Consider the following 16,645-nt stretch of genomic DNA (forward strand, 5'->3'; position numbering starts at 1 on the left):
TTTTTCAACAGCATAGTTGCTCTATTCACATGACCTATGCGCCTGTGCAGAAGTTTCGACAATTTTTCCGGGCCATGTCTGGCATGCGGGATTGCGATGCGGGGTATTGTGGAATTCAGGGTGATGAAGCGATCTGCAAGGCCCTGAATGCGCCGTTGTGGAGCATGGGGTGTAGGCCTTGTTACAGGGGTGCCGTCGGTCGGATTGTTGGACAATCACCGGGCCGATGGTCTATCCGCGCGCAGCCCCTGCGCTGTTGTGGGACGCCGTAGGCACAATTTGCTCGCGCTGCCTTTTCCCGGTGCGCGCCGGAAGAATTCCTGACCGATCAGAGACATTTCCTACTTCTGTATAAGGATATTTTTTCGGCCAGGGCGTTAGAATCGCCGCCACGCGGCACGTCGGCACACTGTGTCGACTGCCTGTTGAGGTTTCTCCAGCGGTAGAGGAAGTCAATGCAAGCCCCTGAGGTTCTGGTACTGCAAGCCAGCTACAGCAATTCGGTTCACGCAGAAGCGATCGGATTTCTGCTTAATCAATACGCCGAAGACGCCATGGGTGGCGGTCAGTCGCTGTCCATGGACACCCGTCAGCAATTGGCGATCGAACTGGCCAAGCGCCCCCATGCGTTCAGCGTGCTGGCGTTCATCGCCGGCGAGCCGGTCGGCCTGGTCAACTGCTTCGAGGGCTTCTCGACCTTCGCCTGCCGGCCATTGGTCAACGTGCATGACGTGGTGGTGATCGCCTCCGCGCGAGGCCAGGGAATCAGCCAGAAGATGCTGGCCAAAGTCGAGGAAATCGCCCGCCAGCGCGGCTGCTGCAAAATCACCCTGGAAGTGCTCGAAGGCAACGAAGCCGCCAAAGGCGCGTACCGCAAGCTTGGATTTGCCGACTACCAGCTGGACCCGCAAATGGGTCGCGCGCTGTTCTGGCAGAAGTCGCTCTAGCGAAGCGGCAATGGGGAAAGCCGATCCCACGGGATGCACTCCATGCTGTTAGTGGGACCGGCTTCAGCCGGGAAGGGGCCGTTTTGAACACCTTTAGTTTTATGGTGTGACGCAATAAGCCTTCCCGGCTAAAGCCGGTCCCACTCAATACCCACGGTGTTTCTGTTGTTGCCCAGGCAACACCTTACAAACCATTTGTAACAGTTCTGTCCTGTAAGGCGATTCCGAGAGCGCGATAGGATCGCCTCCCGTATTGCTTTCAGGACACACATGTCGCTCTCTCTGGAACCTCCCAGTCGCCGATTCCCCTCAAACAGGGTCGCAGGCGCTCACTTCGCTTTATCCCGCTTAAACAAGATTTCTGTCTGGCTCGACCTGCCTTCCGGCACGTCGGGCCTTTTCGTGTCTGTGCCATTGATCGAGAAGGGGCGCTGACCCATGGAATGGATCGCTGATCCCACGGCCTGGCTTGGCCTGTTGACCCTGATCGTGCTTGAGCTGGTGCTCGGCATCGACAACCTGGTGTTTATCGCCATCCTCGCCGACAAGCTGCCGCCCGAGCAGCGCGACCGCGCGCGGGTGCTGGGCCTGTCGCTGGCGTTGATCATGCGCCTGGGCCTGCTCGCGAGCATTTCGTGGATGGTGACGCTGACCGAGCCGCTGTTCGAGGTCTTCGGCAAGAGCTTCTCCGGTCGTGACCTGATCATGCTGTTCGGCGGCGTGTTCCTGCTGTTCAAGGCAACCATGGAATTGCACGAGCGCCTCGAGGGCCACGTCGCCCAGCGGGCGGGCAGCACAACCTACGCGCTGTTCTGGCCCATCGTCGCGCAGATCGTCGTGCTCGACGCGGTGTTCTCCCTGGACGCCGTGATCACCGCCGTGGGCATGGTCGATGAGCTGTCGATCATGATGATCGCCGTGGTGTTCTCGATCGGCATCATGATCATCGCCAGCAAGCCGCTGACCGCGTTTGTCAACGCCCATCCGACCGTCATCATGCTGTGCCTGGGCTTTTTGATGATGATCGGTTTCAGCCTGACCGCCGACGGCCTGGGTTTCCATATCCCCAAAGGCTATCTGTACGCGGCCATCGGTTTTTCGATCCTCATCGAGGTGTTCAACCAGATCGCCCGTGCCCGCCGCAAACGCAGCGTGAAAGGTGACTTGCCACGCCGCGAGCGCACCGCCCATGCCGTGTTGCGCCTGCTGGGTGGCCGCAGGCCGAGCGCCGAGGAGCTTGGTGAGGAGATCGCCGACATGCTCGATGGCGACAGCGACGAAGTGGTGTTCGACCGCCGCGAGCGGGTGATGATCAGCGGCGTGCTGCAATTGGCCCAGCGGCCCATTCGCGGTGTGATGACGGTGCGCAACGACGTCGACGTGATCGATCTGGATGACACGCCGGAAGGCATTCGCCAGCGACTGGTCAACTCGTCGTACTCGCGACTGCCGCTGATCCGCGGGGGCCGCATCGACGAGCCGCTGGGCTTCGTGCACAAGAAGGAAATGCTCAACGCCTGGCTGTCCGGTGCCGAGCCGAACATCGAACACTTGGCCCGGCCGACGCTCAATCTGCTGGAGAGCTTCTCGATCCTCAACGCCCTGGAACAGATGCGCGCGCAGTCCACGCACATCGCCTTCGTGATCAACGAATTCGGCGATTTCGCCGGCATCCTGACCATGACCGACATCCTCGAATCCATCGCTGGCGAGCTGCCGGACGCCAGTGAAATCGAGGGCCCCGACTTGATCGAAGAGGGCGAGGGCGTGCTGGTCAATGCTGCCATGAACCTCAGTCACCTGCGCGAACGCATCGGCTTCAAGGCGCGGGCAACGAGTGATTATCAGACCCTGGCGGGACTGGTGGTGAGCCTGCTGGATCGTTTGCCGGTGGTCGGCGACGAATTGCAGTGGGAGGGTTGGCAGCTGAAGGTCGTGCAAGTCCAGGAACGGCGGGTGACCCGCGTGCTGCTGCGTCAAACACCGGCTCCCTAACCCTGGTTGAAGCACACCCATTCCGACGAACAAAAAAAGGCCTGCATTGCGCAGGCCTTTTCGTTTGCAGTGAGCGTCACCGCACCTTTATTACTTTTGCACCACCTCGGGCATGGTGCCGGGCTGGCTGGCGGCCTTTTCCATATGGGCAAAATCACTCAGCCCTTTCGGCGCATAGGGGTCGCCGATCATGCGTGGGCGCGCCTTGAAGTCCAGGCTGACCAGGCTTTTGGTGGTATCGAGTTCATCAAAGCTCAGCCCTGCCAGTTGCGCCCAGGTGTGGATCAGGTTCGAACTGGTGTAGGGCCGATCGTGGATGCTCTCGAAATTCCAGTCATGGGCCTGCTTCCACTTCGGCGAGGCGTAGGCAATGAAGGGCACGGTGTACATCGGGATGGTCGGTTTGTTCTCGTTGCGGCCCAGGGTGTTGCGGCCTGGCGAGTCATAGACGTCTTCGCCGTGGTCCGAGAGGTACAGCAGGAAGCCGTTCGGGTCGGCCTTGCCATATTCCTTGATCAGGCTGGACACCACGAAATCGTTGTAGAGCACGGCGTTGTCGTAGCTGTTGTAGAACTCCAGCTTGCTGTCATCGATGTCCGCCGGTACGCCGTCACGTCCGCTGAATTTCGCGAACTCCTCCGGGAAGCGGTACTGATAGGCCATGTGGGTACCGAGCAGGTGCACCACGATCAGTTTGCGCGGCGCGGCATCGGTCAGCGCTTTGGTAAACGGCGCGATCACGTCGCCGTCGTACTGCCGAGCGTTCTGGTTGCGGTTGTTGTTCAGGTAGACCTGTTCGTCAGCCTGTTCGGAAAAGGTGGTCAGCATCGTGTTGCGCTTGGTCATCGTCTGCTGGTTGGTAATCCAGAACGTCTTGTAGCCCGCCTGTTTCATCACGCTGACGATCGACGGCGTCTTCAGGTAAAGGTCCGGGTTTTCCTCATCGGCGAAGGTCAACACCTGCTGCAGCGCCTCGATGGTGTAAGGCCGAGGCGTGATGACGTTATTGAACACCTGCAGCTGGTCCTTCATGGCGTCCAGGTTCGGTGTGGTCTGGCGCGGGTATCCATAAAGGTGCATGCGCCCGCGGTTGGTCGACTCGCCGATCACCAACACCAGGGTGGTGGGCAGATTGGCCTGCTGGTCCTTGAGGTTTTTCAGCGGCGCAATGTTGCTGCTGCTGGTCAGCATGTCCTGCATGCCATCCAGTTGCTGGGTGTAACGGTGATAGGCAACGATCATCTGCCATGGCACCGCTGGCTCGATGCGGGACTCGAAGGCTTCGAGGGCCGAGGCGGTGTCGTCGTGGCGGGCCAACTGTTTGGCCAGCGGGTAACCGATGATGCCGATCAACAGCGCTGCCGCAACGGCGTAGGCGCGAGCGCGTGGCATGTACACCGGACGCAGGCGTGTCCACAGGAAGATCGCGAACGCGGTGTGGGCGATGAACGCCAGCACGATCCACCACGCGAAGTATTGGGTCATGTACTCGCCGGCTTCAGAGATGTTCGATTCGAACATGATGAAGATGACGCTCTGGGAAAACTCCTGTTGGTAAATGAAGAAGTAACCCAGACTCGCCATGGAGCAGGCCCATAGAATCACGCCGATGACCGCAGCCATGATGCGGGTCTTTTGCGGGAACATCAGCATGGGCGCGAGCCAGATGCCGCTGATCACGAACGCCTGACGGAAGCCGGCAAAACCGGTGATGCCGGTCAGTTGGATAAGCAGTTGCGTGATACCGGAGAAGTACCAGAAAAACACGAACAGCCAGATCACTCCCGCCCAGTCGAACCCTTTCGGAGTCGTAGTGCTCCGTTTCATCGTTGTCATCAAGCGCTCCGCTATAGACCGTTCAGGCGACCAAACACCGCCCGAATGAATTCAAGTGCCAGCATCTGGCCAGCAATCAATGTGTTGAGGGTCGGGATTATGTTTTCAACGGGGTGAAAATTTTGTCAGGAGGGTGTTGCGAAACCGCCAAAATCGGCTAAAGGCGCGGAGGCTAGAGCAGGGCGGGGAACGTAACGGCGTGTGTCGGGTCCGACGGAGGGTCGAAAACCGTGTCAAGTGTGCGGCAATGCGAGGCGCTGCCGAGGTACGGCGGAGGGGGGATTCAACGATGCGCCGGCAAGCCTGCAGATCGGGCTTGCCTTGAAGGGTGTGGTGCGGGGAGTCGTGAATCAGGCGTGCAGGGCGGTGCCGTTGCCGATGAGCTGGGCGTGTTGCAGCATCGAAGTCAGCTGGGCGACTTTGTTCTGCAATACGGCGCGTTCTTCCCTGAGCTGGCGCAGCTCGTCACGACGGATTGTGACGTAAAGGGTCTGTGGAGCGTTGGCTGTCAGTACTGTGCCCATTGCACACCTCGCAAATGGCGGGTTCAACTTCATAAGGTTCAAGCAAGGACGTCTGCTACCTGGCAAATCCTGCTCACTACCTCTATCGGCCGGAATTCTGATTTCTTTTGCGTAAAAAAGGAACTTTTTTATTTATGATTGTCGCGAGCGTTTCTTGATCGCGAAAACCTGCGTCATAGGGCAGTCTTGCAGACCTCTGTGCCGATGCACATGAAACATTTTTCACCGGGAAACCATAGTTTGCCTCCCCGGACTAACCCACTATGCGGCACTGGGCTATAAACTGAGGCACCTCTGAATTTGATTAAGGAGCACCTCTACATGCAACTCGGGATTGTTGGACTAGGCCGCATGGGCGGCAACATCGCACGTCGACTGATGCTCAATGGCCACACCACCGTGGTCTATGATCGCGATGAGAAGTCTCGCACCGTGCTCGCCGCAGAAGGCTCGACCCCGGCAACAGACCTCGCCTCACTGGTCGCTGCCCTGGAAAAACCGCGAGCCGTCTGGGTGATGTTGCCTGCTGGCGCTCCAACCGAAGACACCATCAACGAGCTGGCCGACCTGCTCGATGCCGACGACGTGATCATCGACGGTGGCAACACCTTCTATAAGGACGACGTACGTCGCTCCGTGGCGCTGAAAGACAAAAACCTGCACTACGTAGACGTGGGCACCTCCGGCGGCGTCTGGGGCCTGGAACGCGGCTACTGCATGATGATTGGCGGTGAAACCGACGTCGTCACGCGCCTCGACCCGATCTTCAAGACCCTGGCCCCTGGCATCGGCGACATCCCGCGCACCAAGGACCGTTCCAAGGATGCCGATCCCCGCGCCGAGCACGGTTACATCCACGCCGGCCCGCCGGGCGCAGGCCACTTCGTCAAGATGATTCACAACGGCATCGAGTACGGCATGATGCAGGCCTTCGCCGAAGGCTTCGACATCCTCAAGACCAAGAACTCGGAAAACCTCCCTGTCGAGCAGCGCTTTGACCTGAACCTGGGCGACATCGCCGAAGTCTGGCGTCGCGGCAGCGTGGTCTCCTCCTGGCTCCTGGACCTGACCGCCGACGCTCTGGCCACCGACCCACAGCTCAACGCCTATTCCGGCTCCGTCGCCGACAGCGGTGAAGGCCGCTGGACCATCGAAGCGGCCATGGAGCAGGCGGTGCCGGTTCCGGTGCTGTCCACTTCGCTGTTCGCCCGCTTCCGCTCCCGTCAACAAAGCACGTACGGCGACAAGATGCTGTCCGCCATGCGTTTCGGATTTGGTGGTCATAAGGAACCAAAATAATGGGTTTATCCCGCAGCAAGCAGAATGCTCCGGTCGCTCCGGCGACCACGCTGTTCCTCTTCGGCGCCCATGGTGACCTGGTCAAACGGCTGTTGATGCCGGCCCTCTACAACCTGTTTCGCGACGGGTTGGTGGGGGAGGACCTGCACATTGTCGGCGTTGACCACAACACCGTCAGCGATGCCGATTTCGCCAAGAAGCTCGAGGATTTCATTCGTCAGGAGGCGGCCAGCAAGGTCGCCCAGGGCGGCGAAGAGCCTCTGGATCCGGCGCTGTGGGGCAACCTGTCGAAGCGCATCACGTACATCACCGGCGATTTTCTCGACGATTCCACGTACGCGGACATCGACGCGAAGATCAAGAGCACGGGCACCCGCAACGCCGTGTTCTACCTGGCGACCGCGCCGCGTTTCTTCAGTGAAGTGACGCAGCGTCTGGGCTCTTCCGGGCTGATGGTCGAAGACGACGACAGCTTCCGTCGCGTGGTGATCGAGAAGCCGTTCGGCCACGATCTGCCCAGCGCTGTGGCATTGAACAACTGCTTGCTGAAGGTCATGAGCGAGAAGCAGATCTACCGGATCGACCATTACCTGGGCAAGGAAACGGTGCAGAACATTCTGGTCAGCCGTTTCTCCAACGGTCTGTTCGAGTCGTTCTGGAACAACCACTACATCGACCACGTGCAGATCACCGCGGCCGAAACCGTGGGCGTTGAGACCCGTGGCAGTTTTTACGAGACCACCGGCGCGCTGAGGGACATGGTGCCCAATCATCTGTTCCAGCTGCTGGCGATGGTCGCAATGGAACCGCCCGCTGCGTTTGGCGCCGATGCCGTGCGCGGCGAGAAGGCCAAGGTGGTCGGTGCGATTCGGCCCTGGTCGGAAATGGAAGCGCTGGCCAATTCGGTGCGCGGTCAGTATTCCGAGAGCAGCATCGATGGCAAGGCCGTCACCGGCTACCGTCAGGAAGACCGTGTCGATCCCGAGAGCAACACCGAAACCTACGTCGCCCTCAAGGTGATGATCGACAACTGGCGCTGGATGGGCGTGCCGTTCTACCTGCGCACCGGCAAGCGCATGAGCGTGCGCGACACCGAGATCGCCATCTGTTTCAAGCCGGCGCCGTATGCGCAGTTCCGTGATACCGATGTCGACAGCGTCGCGCCGAATTTCCTGAAGATCCAGATCCAGCCTGACGAAGGCATGTGGTTTGATCTGCAGGCCAAGAAGCCCGGCCCGACCCTGGACATGCAGACCATCGAGCTGGGTTTTGCCTACAAGGACTTCTTCGAGATGCAGCCGTCGACCGGGTACGAAACCCTGATCTACGATTGCCTGACCGGCGACCAGACCCTGTTCCAGCGCGCCGACAACATCGAGAATGGCTGGCGTGCCGTGCAACCATTCATTGATGCCTGGGCGAAGGATCCGCAAGTGGACCTTTATCACGCAGGCGAGGACGGGCCCTCGGAGGCCGATGAGTTGCTGGCCCGTGACGGCCGCACATGGCAGCGCCTGGGATGAGTGACGTTTCGCAGCCCCTCATCCAGTTCATGCTGTCCGACATCGACGGCACGCTGCTGCACCCCGATCACAGCCTGAGCCAGGCCAACATCGATGCCGTGCATAAATTGCAGGAGGCCGGGATTCATTTCTCGGTCGCCAGCAGCCGCCCGCCGCGGGCCATGCGTCAGCAGATCGAAGCCCTGGGCATCACACTGCCGACCGTGGCGTTCAACGGCGCCAACATCATCAACCCGGACGGCAGTTTGTTGAAGGCCCACCGCATTGATGCCGCAGCGGCGCGCACCAGTCTGGAGTTGTTCGCCAGCGAGGCGGTGGCGGTCTGGGTCTTTGCCGATGACCAGTGGCTGCTGCTCAATCCCGAAGGGGATTACGTCGACCACGAGCGCAACACGCTGGGCTACGACTTCGTTCAGGTCGACAGCTTCGACGAGTACCTGGACCGCATCGACAAGATCGTCGCGGCGAGCAAGGACTTCGAGCTGCTCAAGCGCCTGGAGGCCACGCTCAACCCGCTGATCGCCAAGTCTGCGTTGGCAGCCCGTTCACAATCCTACTACCTGGACGTCACCGCGCTGGACGCCAACAAGGGCACTGCCCTTGAGACGCTGGCCGATGCGTTGGGCGTGCCGCTGGCCCACACCGCGGCGATCGGCGACGCGGGCAACGATGTGGCGATGTTCCTTCGCGCCGGGCTGTCGATTGCGATGGGGCAGGCCGAGGTGGGCGTCAAGACCCAGGCCAACTACGTCACCGACAGCAATGCCGATGACGGGCTGGCGAAGGCCATCGAGCGTTATATCCTGTCCCGTTGATTCGGGGCGGCGGTTGCGCTGCCACTCATGGGTACCGCTACTCAAGGGGCCGGCGCACAACAAGAATAAAGTGCTCACCAAGAGGGATAACCGCCCGATGGCTGTATTGATCGAAGATTACGCGCTGCTCGGCAACTGCCGGACCGCAGCGCTGGTGGCCCGCGACGGGTCGCTGGACTGGCTGTGTTTCCCGCGCTTCGATGCGCCGGCCTGTTTCGCCGCGTTGCTGGGCGACAGCAACAACGGGCGCTGGAAGCTGGCGCCGGTCGACGGCAGCACCCGGTCCCGCCGCAGCTACCGTGACGGCACACTGATTCTCGAAACCCTCTTCACCACCGACACCGGACAGGCGCTGCTCATCGACTTCATGCCCATGGAGACCGACAGCAGCGTGGTGCGCATCGTCGTCGGCGTAGAAGGGCGCGTGGATTTCTCCATGGATCTGGCGATCCGCTTTGACTATGGCAGCACCGTGCCGTGGGTGGAGAAGCGCGATCCGCACACCATGACCGCCGTTGCCGGCCCGGACATGCTGGTGCTGCGCACGCCCGCCGAACTGCACCCGATGGACCATCACACCGAGAGCCTGTTCAGCGTTGAAGCCGGTCAGCGGCTGGGCTTCGCGCTGTCCTGGCAGGTCTCCCACGAGCCGGTGCGTGCAGGGTTCGACGTGGAATCGGCGCTGCAGCAGACCGAAACCTTCTGGCGAGATTTTTCCGGCCGCTGCCCGGATGTCGGCCCCTGGACGGATCAGGTCAAGCGCTCGCTGATCACTCTCAAGGCCATGACCTATGCGCCGACCGGCGGGATTGTCGCGGCGGTGACCACCTCGTTGCCGGAGCAGCTGGGCGGCGAGCGCAACTGGGATTACCGCTTCTGCTGGCTGCGCGACGCGACCATGACCCTGCTGGCGTTCATGAACCTGGGCTACTTCGAAGAAGCGACCGCGTGGCGCAACTGGCTGCTGCGCTCGATCGCGGGCAACCCGGAACAGGTGCAGATCATGTACGGTCTGGCGGGGGAGCGGCGCTTGCTGGAGTATGAGTTGCCGTGGCTGGCCGGCTACGAGCATTCGCGCCCGGTGCGGGTCGGCAATGGTGCGGCCAGTCAGGTGCAGCTGGATGTGTACGGCGAAGTCGCCGACGCCATGACCCAGGCCCTTAAAAACGGCCTGCCTGCGCTGCCGCGCAGCACGGAGATCCAGAAAGTGATCATGCCGTTTCTGGAAAAAGTCTGGCATCAACCGGACGCCGGCATCTGGGAAATCCGCTCGGCACCTCGGCATTTCACCCATTCCAAAGTCATGGCGTGGGTGTCATTCGACCGCAATGCCGGGGTGTTGGCCAAGAGCGATAACCCGCAAGACCGCGAGCGGGGTCGGCATTATCGTGAGGTCGCCGATCAGATCCACGCCGACGTCTGCGCCCACGGCTTCGACGCAGAATTGGGCAGCTTCGTGCAGACCTATGGCGGCCAGGAAATGGACGCCAGTCTCCTGCAGATCGCGCTGACCGGCTTCCTCCCCGTCGACGACCCCCGCGTCACCGGCACCGTCACACGGATTGAACAGTCGCTGATGAAGGACGGCCTGCTGCTGCGCTACGACAGCGAACGCAGCACAGATGGCGTGTCGGGCAGCGAAGGGACCTTCCTGGTGTGTTCGTTCTGGCTCGCCGACGTCTACGTGCTGCAAGGCCGCGACGACGAGGCCCAAATCCTCTTCGAACGCCTGTGTGGCCTGTGCAACGACGTCGGCCTCCTCGCCGAACAATACGACCCCCAGCAAAACCGCATGCTCGGCAACTTCCCCCAAGCCTTCAGCCACATCGGCATCATTAACACCGCCCTGAACCGTCACCGCGTCATCTGCCCCGTAAAAAGCCGCGCGGCCACTCGGTCTTAGTGGGGCAGGGCATTAGCCGATGTCGGTGATGGGTGGGACAGGTTTTGCGTTACGCTGAGAGATTGATAGCGCTCACAGGGGCCTCTTCCCGGCTGAAGCCGGTCCCACTAAAAAGCAGCGCGTGCAGTCATTGAGATTGGCGGCGCACTCTGTGGGACCGGCTTCAGCCGGGAAGCTTTTGCTGTTGATTTTGATCTTCATACACAGAAGGTCCAGACACCGCCAATCGCGACTTGGGTGCAGGCTGAACGCAGGTCTCGCGCAGTGGGCCGAGCCGCATGGATGCGGCGAGAGCGCCGTCAGGGCATGGATGCCCGTTCGGCGCGGGCCCACGGAGCGGGACCGGAGTGAAGGAACCCTGAGGAACGAAGGGCCCAACCGAGAGCAGGCACTTTTGCTTACTTTTGGTGCTTTTCAAAAGTAAGTCGCCGAAGGCGAAACAGTCTGCCCCCAGGCAGACGCTTTTGATCCTCAATAACAGCCCCGATGATCACCGCGCCTTGCGAAACGTAAAATTAATCCGCTGCTCCCCCAACTGCGGATGCTCCGCCTGCCGAATCGGCAACACCCCATGAAAGCGCAGCCGATCAACCCCGCCCCACACCACCACATCCCCATGAAACAACGGCACCCGCTGAGTCGGATCACTGCGCCCAAGCCCGCCAAACAAAAACATCGCCGGCAAGCCCAGCGAAACCGACACCACCGGCCACTCCAAACCGCGCTCATCCTTATCCTGATGAAGCGACATCTTGGCTCCCGGGATGTAACGATTGATGAGACACGCATCCGGCAAAAACCCCGCAAACCCGGCAGCCGAAGCCGCCGCCACCGCCAACTCCATGAAAACCCCAGGCATCGCTGGCCATGGCTCACCCGTAAGCGGATCGATGGGAGAATATTTATAGCCACTTCGGTCAGTGGTCCAGCCGAAGTCCCCGCAACTGCTCAACGCCACCGACATCGTGTAACCGCCGGGCGTGACCATATGGCGGAACGGCGCCTGGGTCAGCACCGACTCCAGCGCAGGCAGCAATGACTCGATGAAAGGCAAAGCGAAGCCACGAAACACAAACGACGCCGGCCCGATCTGCTCATGTGAAGGCGGTTGCGGCGTGTCCTCCGCGAACAGATCAAACGTCGCCGGCGTCGTGCCCTTGCGCTGCATCACCATGGGCTTCCCCGTTCAGATTTCGGCTACAGCGCTTTGCTGACCTTCACATCGCTGATGACATCGGTGCTGTCGCCGTGCATCTTCTGCAGGGCGGCCAGGGCCTCATCGGTGGAGGGCGACTGCAACAGGGCAAACTCGAAACGACGCTCGCCGTTGAGCTTGTAGCTGATTGCGTATTTGACGACGGGGGCAGGGGTGCTCACATTTTACTCCTGGAAAAAACTGACCGGATGTTCGCAAAAAAAATACAAAGATTTCACGCCAGCCGGTGTTCAATGGCGCTTTGGCTCAATGGCGAATCAGCTCAGACGCGAGGACGAGCGGCGGACGATTTTGATCGAATGGGTGAAGGCAGTCTTGCGCCCGCCATGGCTGTCGAGCTTGCGGCCGGCGGTGTCAATGGTGATGTTCCAGAAGCCGGTGCTGGGCACCGCGATTTTCGCGGGGAAACGGTCAAACGCGCCGCCGTGGTAAGTGTGACGACCGCCGTTTTTGAAGCTGCGGAAGTTGGCATCACTCATCAGGCGTATGTTGCAAAGCTGGGAGCATTCGATGACGACCATGTCGTCTTCGTTGAGGTGCTCGCGCTGGTGTACGAATTTCATGGGTGTCTCCGGAGACAGCGTTCTCGAAAACCCGAAACCATAGCACGACGAGCCTGGGCATTGATCTTCCCGGCGGGTTTTATTGATCGAGGACTCGCTTGAATCGCCGCAAGGCTGACCGCCAGGCTGGCAGTTAAAAAAGCACACGCGCGGGATTTAATCCGGGTCGGGCTTGTCGTAAGCACCTTTACTGGAGGGATTGTATGAAATTGGCGGTTGTTATTCTGGCCCTGGCGATGACCGGTTGTGCCACAGTTACGGACATCGAACACACCCCGGCGACCATGAGCGTCATGTCCGGCAAGTCGCCGAAGGATTATGCCGCGTGCTTTGTCGGACGCATCTCTGACAGCCGCAAGCCGCCGCAGATCGAGCCGCACAAAGAGGGCCTGCGCATCATCGTTCCACAGAAGTTGCTGACCAGTGACCCTGCTGCCATCGTCGATATCGAGACTCGCTCCAGCGGCAGCTCGATCAAGCTGTTCGAACGCCTGTCGAACAACCCCCTGCGGCCCAAGGACGTGCAGCACGCCGTGACGGCCTGTATCTCGGGCGAGTGACGCGGTTGCGGGGCGAATCAAGGGTGACGCAGTTCCACGGTTAGACGGGCGAGACGTTATTTGCAGACCACCAGCACGGTGCGGTTTTTATAGTTGCCGACATCGACACCCAGGGTTTTGTCGTCTTCCTTGGGTTGCGGCGTGCCGTTTGTGCTGACGATGTTGTAGCCGGTGCCCGCGCAGGAAGCGTCAGCCTTTTCGTAGCAGGCGGCCCAGGACATGGCTTCGCCGGAGCAGTCGATGCTCAGCGCCTGCTTGCCGTCTTTGAGGTAAGTGTTCTGCGCAGTCGCGCAGCCGGTCAGGGCCAGTACAGCAATGACGGATAAGATCTTGATCATGGTGGAATGCTTCGCGATGAGGGCCGGTGTGGGAATTGCTAGTCTGAGACTGAGAGGCGGTGCCATCGTTCCGGCATCACCGTAGATTTTTTGCAGGACTTGCTCGGCGACATCCGTGGCCGAAGCTGCGAAGGAGAGGCCTCGGCCGCACTCCATTGCGGAGCGGGCCGGGCCGCCTGATCAGTCCTTCTTGTCAGCCCGACGACGCGGGGCTGGCGTGTCTTCGAACACGGCGGCGACTTCGATGGCGCTGCTCTCGCTGGAGAACGGCCCTGCCACGGCTTCACCGTCGTGGCCGACCAGCCACCACTGGCCGTCCTGGAGCTTTTTGATCTGGTAACCATTCACGCTTTTGACTTCAGGCATCGACTCGTCTCGATTAGTAATTCAGGCGCCCATGATAATCGGCAAATGCCAAAGGGCAATCGCACAATTTCCCACGCGCGATGGTGAACAGGTCTACGCTTGCGAGGGTCACCGAACGGCGGTTACGCGGCGCTGGATGCCCTCGTACGAAGGACAGCATGGAATTCCAATAATCAGTGGGTGAAGCGTGGCGAGTGAGCTGGTTGCTGAGCTATTGGTGGAACGATCTGCGGAACTATCTGCGTCAGCGTTCCTCTACCTAGGCAGCGAACGGCCAGTAGCGGCATTGTAAGGTTATCGCCGCCTCATTAGACTGCGCCGCAACACCCCCAGCTCATCAAGGATTTATATGATCAAGAAATGCTTGTTCCCTGCAGCCGGTTACGGCACTCGCTTCTTGCCAGCGACCAAGGCCATGCCCAAAGAGATGCTGGCCGTTGTCAACAAGCCACTGATCCAGTACGGCGTGGAAGAAGCACTTGCTGCGGGTTTGACTGAAATCTCCATTGTCACCGGCCGCGGCAAACGCGCGCTGGAAGACCACTTCGATATCAGCTACGAGCTTGAGCACCAGATCAAGGGCACCGACAAGGAAAAATACCTCGTCGGCATCCGCAGACTGATCGACGAGTGCAGCTTTTCCTACACTCGTCAGACCGAAATGAAAGGTCTGGGTCACGCGATTCTGAGCGGTCGTCCGCTGATCGGTAACGAGGCATTCGCCGTGGTGTTGGCGGATGACCTGTGTGTCAATCTGGAAGGTGACGGCGTTCTGGCGCAGATGGTCAAGCTGCACCAGCAGTACAAGTGCTCGATCGTGGCGATTCAGGAAGTTGACCCGAACGAGACCAACAAGTACGGCGTGATTGCTGGCGAAGAAATCAAGCCAGGCCTGTTCCGCGTCACTGACATGGTCGAGAAGCCGGCACCGGATGTTGCTCCGTCCAACCTCGCCATCATCGGTCGCTACATCCTGACCCCGGACATTTTCGAAAAGATCGAAAACACCGAGCCAGGCAAAGGCGGCGAAATCCAGATCACCGACGCCCTGATGAAGCAGGCTGCAGAGGGCAACGTCCTGGCGTACAAATTCAAAGGCAAGCGTTTTGACTGCGGCGGTGCCGAAGGCTACGTGGAAGCCACCAACTTCTGCTTCGAGCACTTCTACAAGACCGGCAAATCGACTCAGTGATGCATCTGTATCGGTAGTCAGCGTCTAGCTGTGCTGTCAGACAAAGCCACCTTCGGGTGGCTTTGTCGTTTCTGTCCTGCGGAACTTGCCGAGCGCGCTCAAGCGGTTATGCTAGCGCATCGCTTGGGAGAGACACATGAGCTACGACTTTGACCTTTTTGTAATTGGCGCGGGCTCGGCCGGCGTCCGCGCAGCGCGGTTTTCCGCCGGTTTCGGCGCGCGCGTGGCCGTGGCCGAGAGCCGTTATCTGGGGGGCACCTGCGTCAACGTCGGTTGCGTGCCGAAAAAGCTGATGGTCTACGGCGCGCACTATTCCGAAGACTTCGAACAGGCAAAAGGCTACGGCTGGAGCAGTGGCGAGGCGCATTTCGACTGGCCCACCCTGATCGCCAACAAGAACCGTGAAATCAGCCGCCTCAATGGCGTCTACCGCAAGCTGCTGGACAGCAGCGGCGTGACACTGATGGAAGGCCATGCGCGCCTGCGCGGCCCCCACGAAGTCGAAATCAACGGCCAGGTTCACACGGCCGAGCACATCATGATCGCCACCGGTGGCTGGCCGCAGGTGCCGGACATTCCGGGCCGCGAGCACGCCATCACCTCCAACCAAGTGTTTTTTCTCGAACAGATGCCCAAGCGCGTCGTCGTGGTCGGCGGCGGCTACATCGCAGTCGAGTTCGCTTCGATCTTCAACGGCCTGGGCGCTGACGTCTCGCTGATGTACCGCGGCGAATTGTTCCTGCGCGGCTTCGACGAAAGCGTGCGCACCCATCTGCACGAAGAACTCGCCAAGCGTGAGATGGACATCCGCTTCAAGACTGAAATCAACAGCATCGAAAAGCTGGCCGACGGCACCTTGCAACTGAACCTGAACGACGGCGCCTCGTTCAACACCGACTGCGTGTTCTACGCCACCGGCCGCCGTCCGATGCTCGATAACCTGGGCATGGACACCGTCAACGTCGAGCTGGATGAGAAAGGCTTCATCAAGGTCAACGGTGACTATCAGACCACCGAGCCATCGATCATCGCCGTCGGCGACATCATCGGTCGGGTGCAGTTGACCCCGGTGGCCCTGGCCGAAGGCATGGCCGTCGCGCGGCGCCTGTTCAAGCCCGAGCAGTACCGCCCCGTGGACTACCGCCACATTCCCACTGCCGTGTTCAGCCTGCCGAACATCGGCACGGTCGGTCTCACCGAGGCCGAAGCCATGAAGGACGGCTATGAGGTGCAGGTATTCGAAAGCAAGTTCCGGCCGATGAAGCTGTCGCTGACCGATAACCAGGAGCGCACCCTTATGAAGCTGGTGGTCGACGCCAAAACCGATCGCGTGCTGGGTTGCCACATGGTCGGCCCGGACGCGGGCGAGATCATCCAGAGCCTGGCGATCGCGCTCAAGGCCGGCGCTACCAAACAGATTTTCGACGACACCATTGGCGTGCATCCTACGGCGGCGGAGGAATTCGTCACCATGCGCACACCGACGCGTTAAGGCGTGCGCCGCGCGTGTGATTGAACGACACGCGGCACATGTGAACGGTCCGGCCTCCATGGAGGGAGCTGGACGA

Annotated in this window: 16 protein-coding genes; 9 read left to right on the forward strand and 7 right to left on the reverse strand. The window is 60.4% G+C overall.

Annotation, left to right across the window (positions count from 1 at the left end):
* The first annotated feature begins 455 nt into the window (after positions 1–455).
* Positions 456–947, forward strand: a complete 492-nt coding sequence (locus ACYASU_RS06495; RefSeq protein ID WP_192172123.1) for a GNAT family N-acetyltransferase — start codon at positions 456–458, stop codon at positions 945–947.
* Positions 948–1,385: 438 nt separating this feature from the next.
* The gene (locus tag ACYASU_RS06500) at positions 1,386–2,942 is read left to right on the forward strand and encodes a TerC family protein (protein ID WP_463582326.1); all 1,557 of its coding nucleotides are present in this window, start codon (positions 1,386–1,388) and stop codon (positions 2,940–2,942) included.
* A 90-nt stretch (positions 2,943–3,032) separates the two neighbouring features.
* Here the strand turns inward: ACYASU_RS06500 and ACYASU_RS06505 are convergent, their stop codons facing one another.
* Entirely contained in the window at positions 3,033–4,778 is a 1,746-nt protein-coding gene (locus ACYASU_RS06505; protein WP_463582327.1) for a phosphoethanolamine transferase CptA, read from the reverse strand.
* Positions 4,779–5,128: 350 nt separating this feature from the next.
* Positions 5,129–5,302, reverse strand: a complete 174-nt coding sequence (locus tag ACYASU_RS06510; RefSeq protein ID WP_192172120.1) for a DUF6026 family protein — start codon at positions 5,300–5,302, stop codon at positions 5,129–5,131.
* Positions 5,303–5,623: 321 nt separating this feature from the next.
* On the opposite strand from ACYASU_RS06510, the gene gnd reads away from it, so the two are divergent.
* The 4 genes from gnd to ACYASU_RS06530 all read left to right on the forward strand — a co-directional run bounded on the left by gnd (position 5,624) and on the right by ACYASU_RS06530 (position 10,842).
* The gene (gene gnd, locus ACYASU_RS06515; protein WP_192172119.1) at positions 5,624–6,601 is read left to right on the forward strand and encodes a phosphogluconate dehydrogenase (NAD(+)-dependent, decarboxylating); all 978 of its coding nucleotides are present in this window, start codon (positions 5,624–5,626) and stop codon (positions 6,599–6,601) included.
* Positions 6,601–8,124 carry a glucose-6-phosphate dehydrogenase gene (gene zwf, locus ACYASU_RS06520; protein ID WP_282372545.1) on the forward strand — a complete coding sequence of 508 codons (1,524 nt, stop codon included), beginning with the start codon at positions 6,601–6,603 and terminating at the stop codon, positions 8,122–8,124. Before gnd ends, zwf begins: the two co-directional genes overlap by 1 nt.
* Positions 8,121–8,939: an HAD family hydrolase gene (locus ACYASU_RS06525; RefSeq protein ID WP_463582328.1), complete on the forward strand. Its 819-nt coding sequence runs from the start codon at positions 8,121–8,123 to the stop codon at positions 8,937–8,939. Before zwf ends, ACYASU_RS06525 begins: the two co-directional genes overlap by 4 nt.
* A gap of 97 nt (positions 8,940–9,036) precedes the next feature.
* The gene (locus tag ACYASU_RS06530; protein WP_463582329.1) at positions 9,037–10,842 is read left to right on the forward strand and encodes a glycoside hydrolase family 15 protein; all 1,806 of its coding nucleotides are present in this window, start codon (positions 9,037–9,039) and stop codon (positions 10,840–10,842) included.
* Between the two features lie 490 nt (positions 10,843–11,332).
* Here the strand turns inward: ACYASU_RS06530 and alkB are convergent, their stop codons facing one another.
* The 3 genes from alkB to ACYASU_RS06545 all read right to left on the reverse strand — a co-directional run bounded on the left by alkB (position 11,333) and on the right by ACYASU_RS06545 (position 12,621).
* Positions 11,333–12,010, reverse strand: coding sequence for a DNA oxidative demethylase AlkB (gene alkB / locus ACYASU_RS06535; protein ID WP_463582368.1), 678 nt, complete (start codon positions 12,008–12,010; stop codon positions 11,333–11,335).
* A 29-nt stretch (positions 12,011–12,039) separates the two neighbouring features.
* Complete coding sequence (locus ACYASU_RS06540) at positions 12,040–12,219, reverse strand: hypothetical protein (RefSeq protein WP_463582330.1); 180 nt, start codon at positions 12,217–12,219, stop codon at positions 12,040–12,042.
* A gap of 96 nt (positions 12,220–12,315) precedes the next feature.
* A complete protein-coding gene (locus ACYASU_RS06545; protein WP_037010615.1) occupies positions 12,316–12,621 on the reverse strand; it encodes a DUF1883 domain-containing protein in 306 nt (101 codons plus the stop codon).
* A 203-nt stretch (positions 12,622–12,824) separates the two neighbouring features.
* On the opposite strand from ACYASU_RS06545, the gene ACYASU_RS06550 reads away from it, so the two are divergent.
* Positions 12,825–13,181, forward strand: a complete 357-nt coding sequence (locus ACYASU_RS06550) for a hypothetical protein (protein WP_122534636.1) — start codon at positions 12,825–12,827, stop codon at positions 13,179–13,181.
* Between the two features lie 56 nt (positions 13,182–13,237).
* Here ACYASU_RS06550 and ACYASU_RS06555 read toward each other — a convergent pair whose 3' ends face one another.
* Complete coding sequence (locus ACYASU_RS06555; protein WP_065987192.1) at positions 13,238–13,519, reverse strand: hypothetical protein; 282 nt, start codon at positions 13,517–13,519, stop codon at positions 13,238–13,240.
* Positions 13,520–13,699: 180 nt separating this feature from the next.
* Positions 13,700–13,885 carry a hypothetical protein gene (locus ACYASU_RS06560; protein ID WP_346629802.1) on the reverse strand — a complete coding sequence of 62 codons (186 nt, stop codon included), beginning with the start codon at positions 13,883–13,885 and terminating at the stop codon, positions 13,700–13,702.
* Between the two features lie 349 nt (positions 13,886–14,234).
* On the opposite strand from ACYASU_RS06560, the gene galU reads away from it, so the two are divergent.
* A complete protein-coding gene (gene galU, locus ACYASU_RS06565) occupies positions 14,235–15,077 on the forward strand; it encodes a UTP--glucose-1-phosphate uridylyltransferase GalU (protein ID WP_192172113.1) in 843 nt (280 codons plus the stop codon).
* Positions 15,078–15,213: 136 nt separating this feature from the next.
* On the forward strand, positions 15,214–16,569 hold the full coding sequence (gene gorA / locus ACYASU_RS06570; RefSeq protein WP_463582331.1) for a glutathione-disulfide reductase: 1,356 nt from the start codon (positions 15,214–15,216) through the stop codon (positions 16,567–16,569).
* Positions 16,570–16,645: the final 76 nt, after the last annotated feature.

Source organism: Pseudomonas sp. HP_12 (assembly GCF_055283955.1).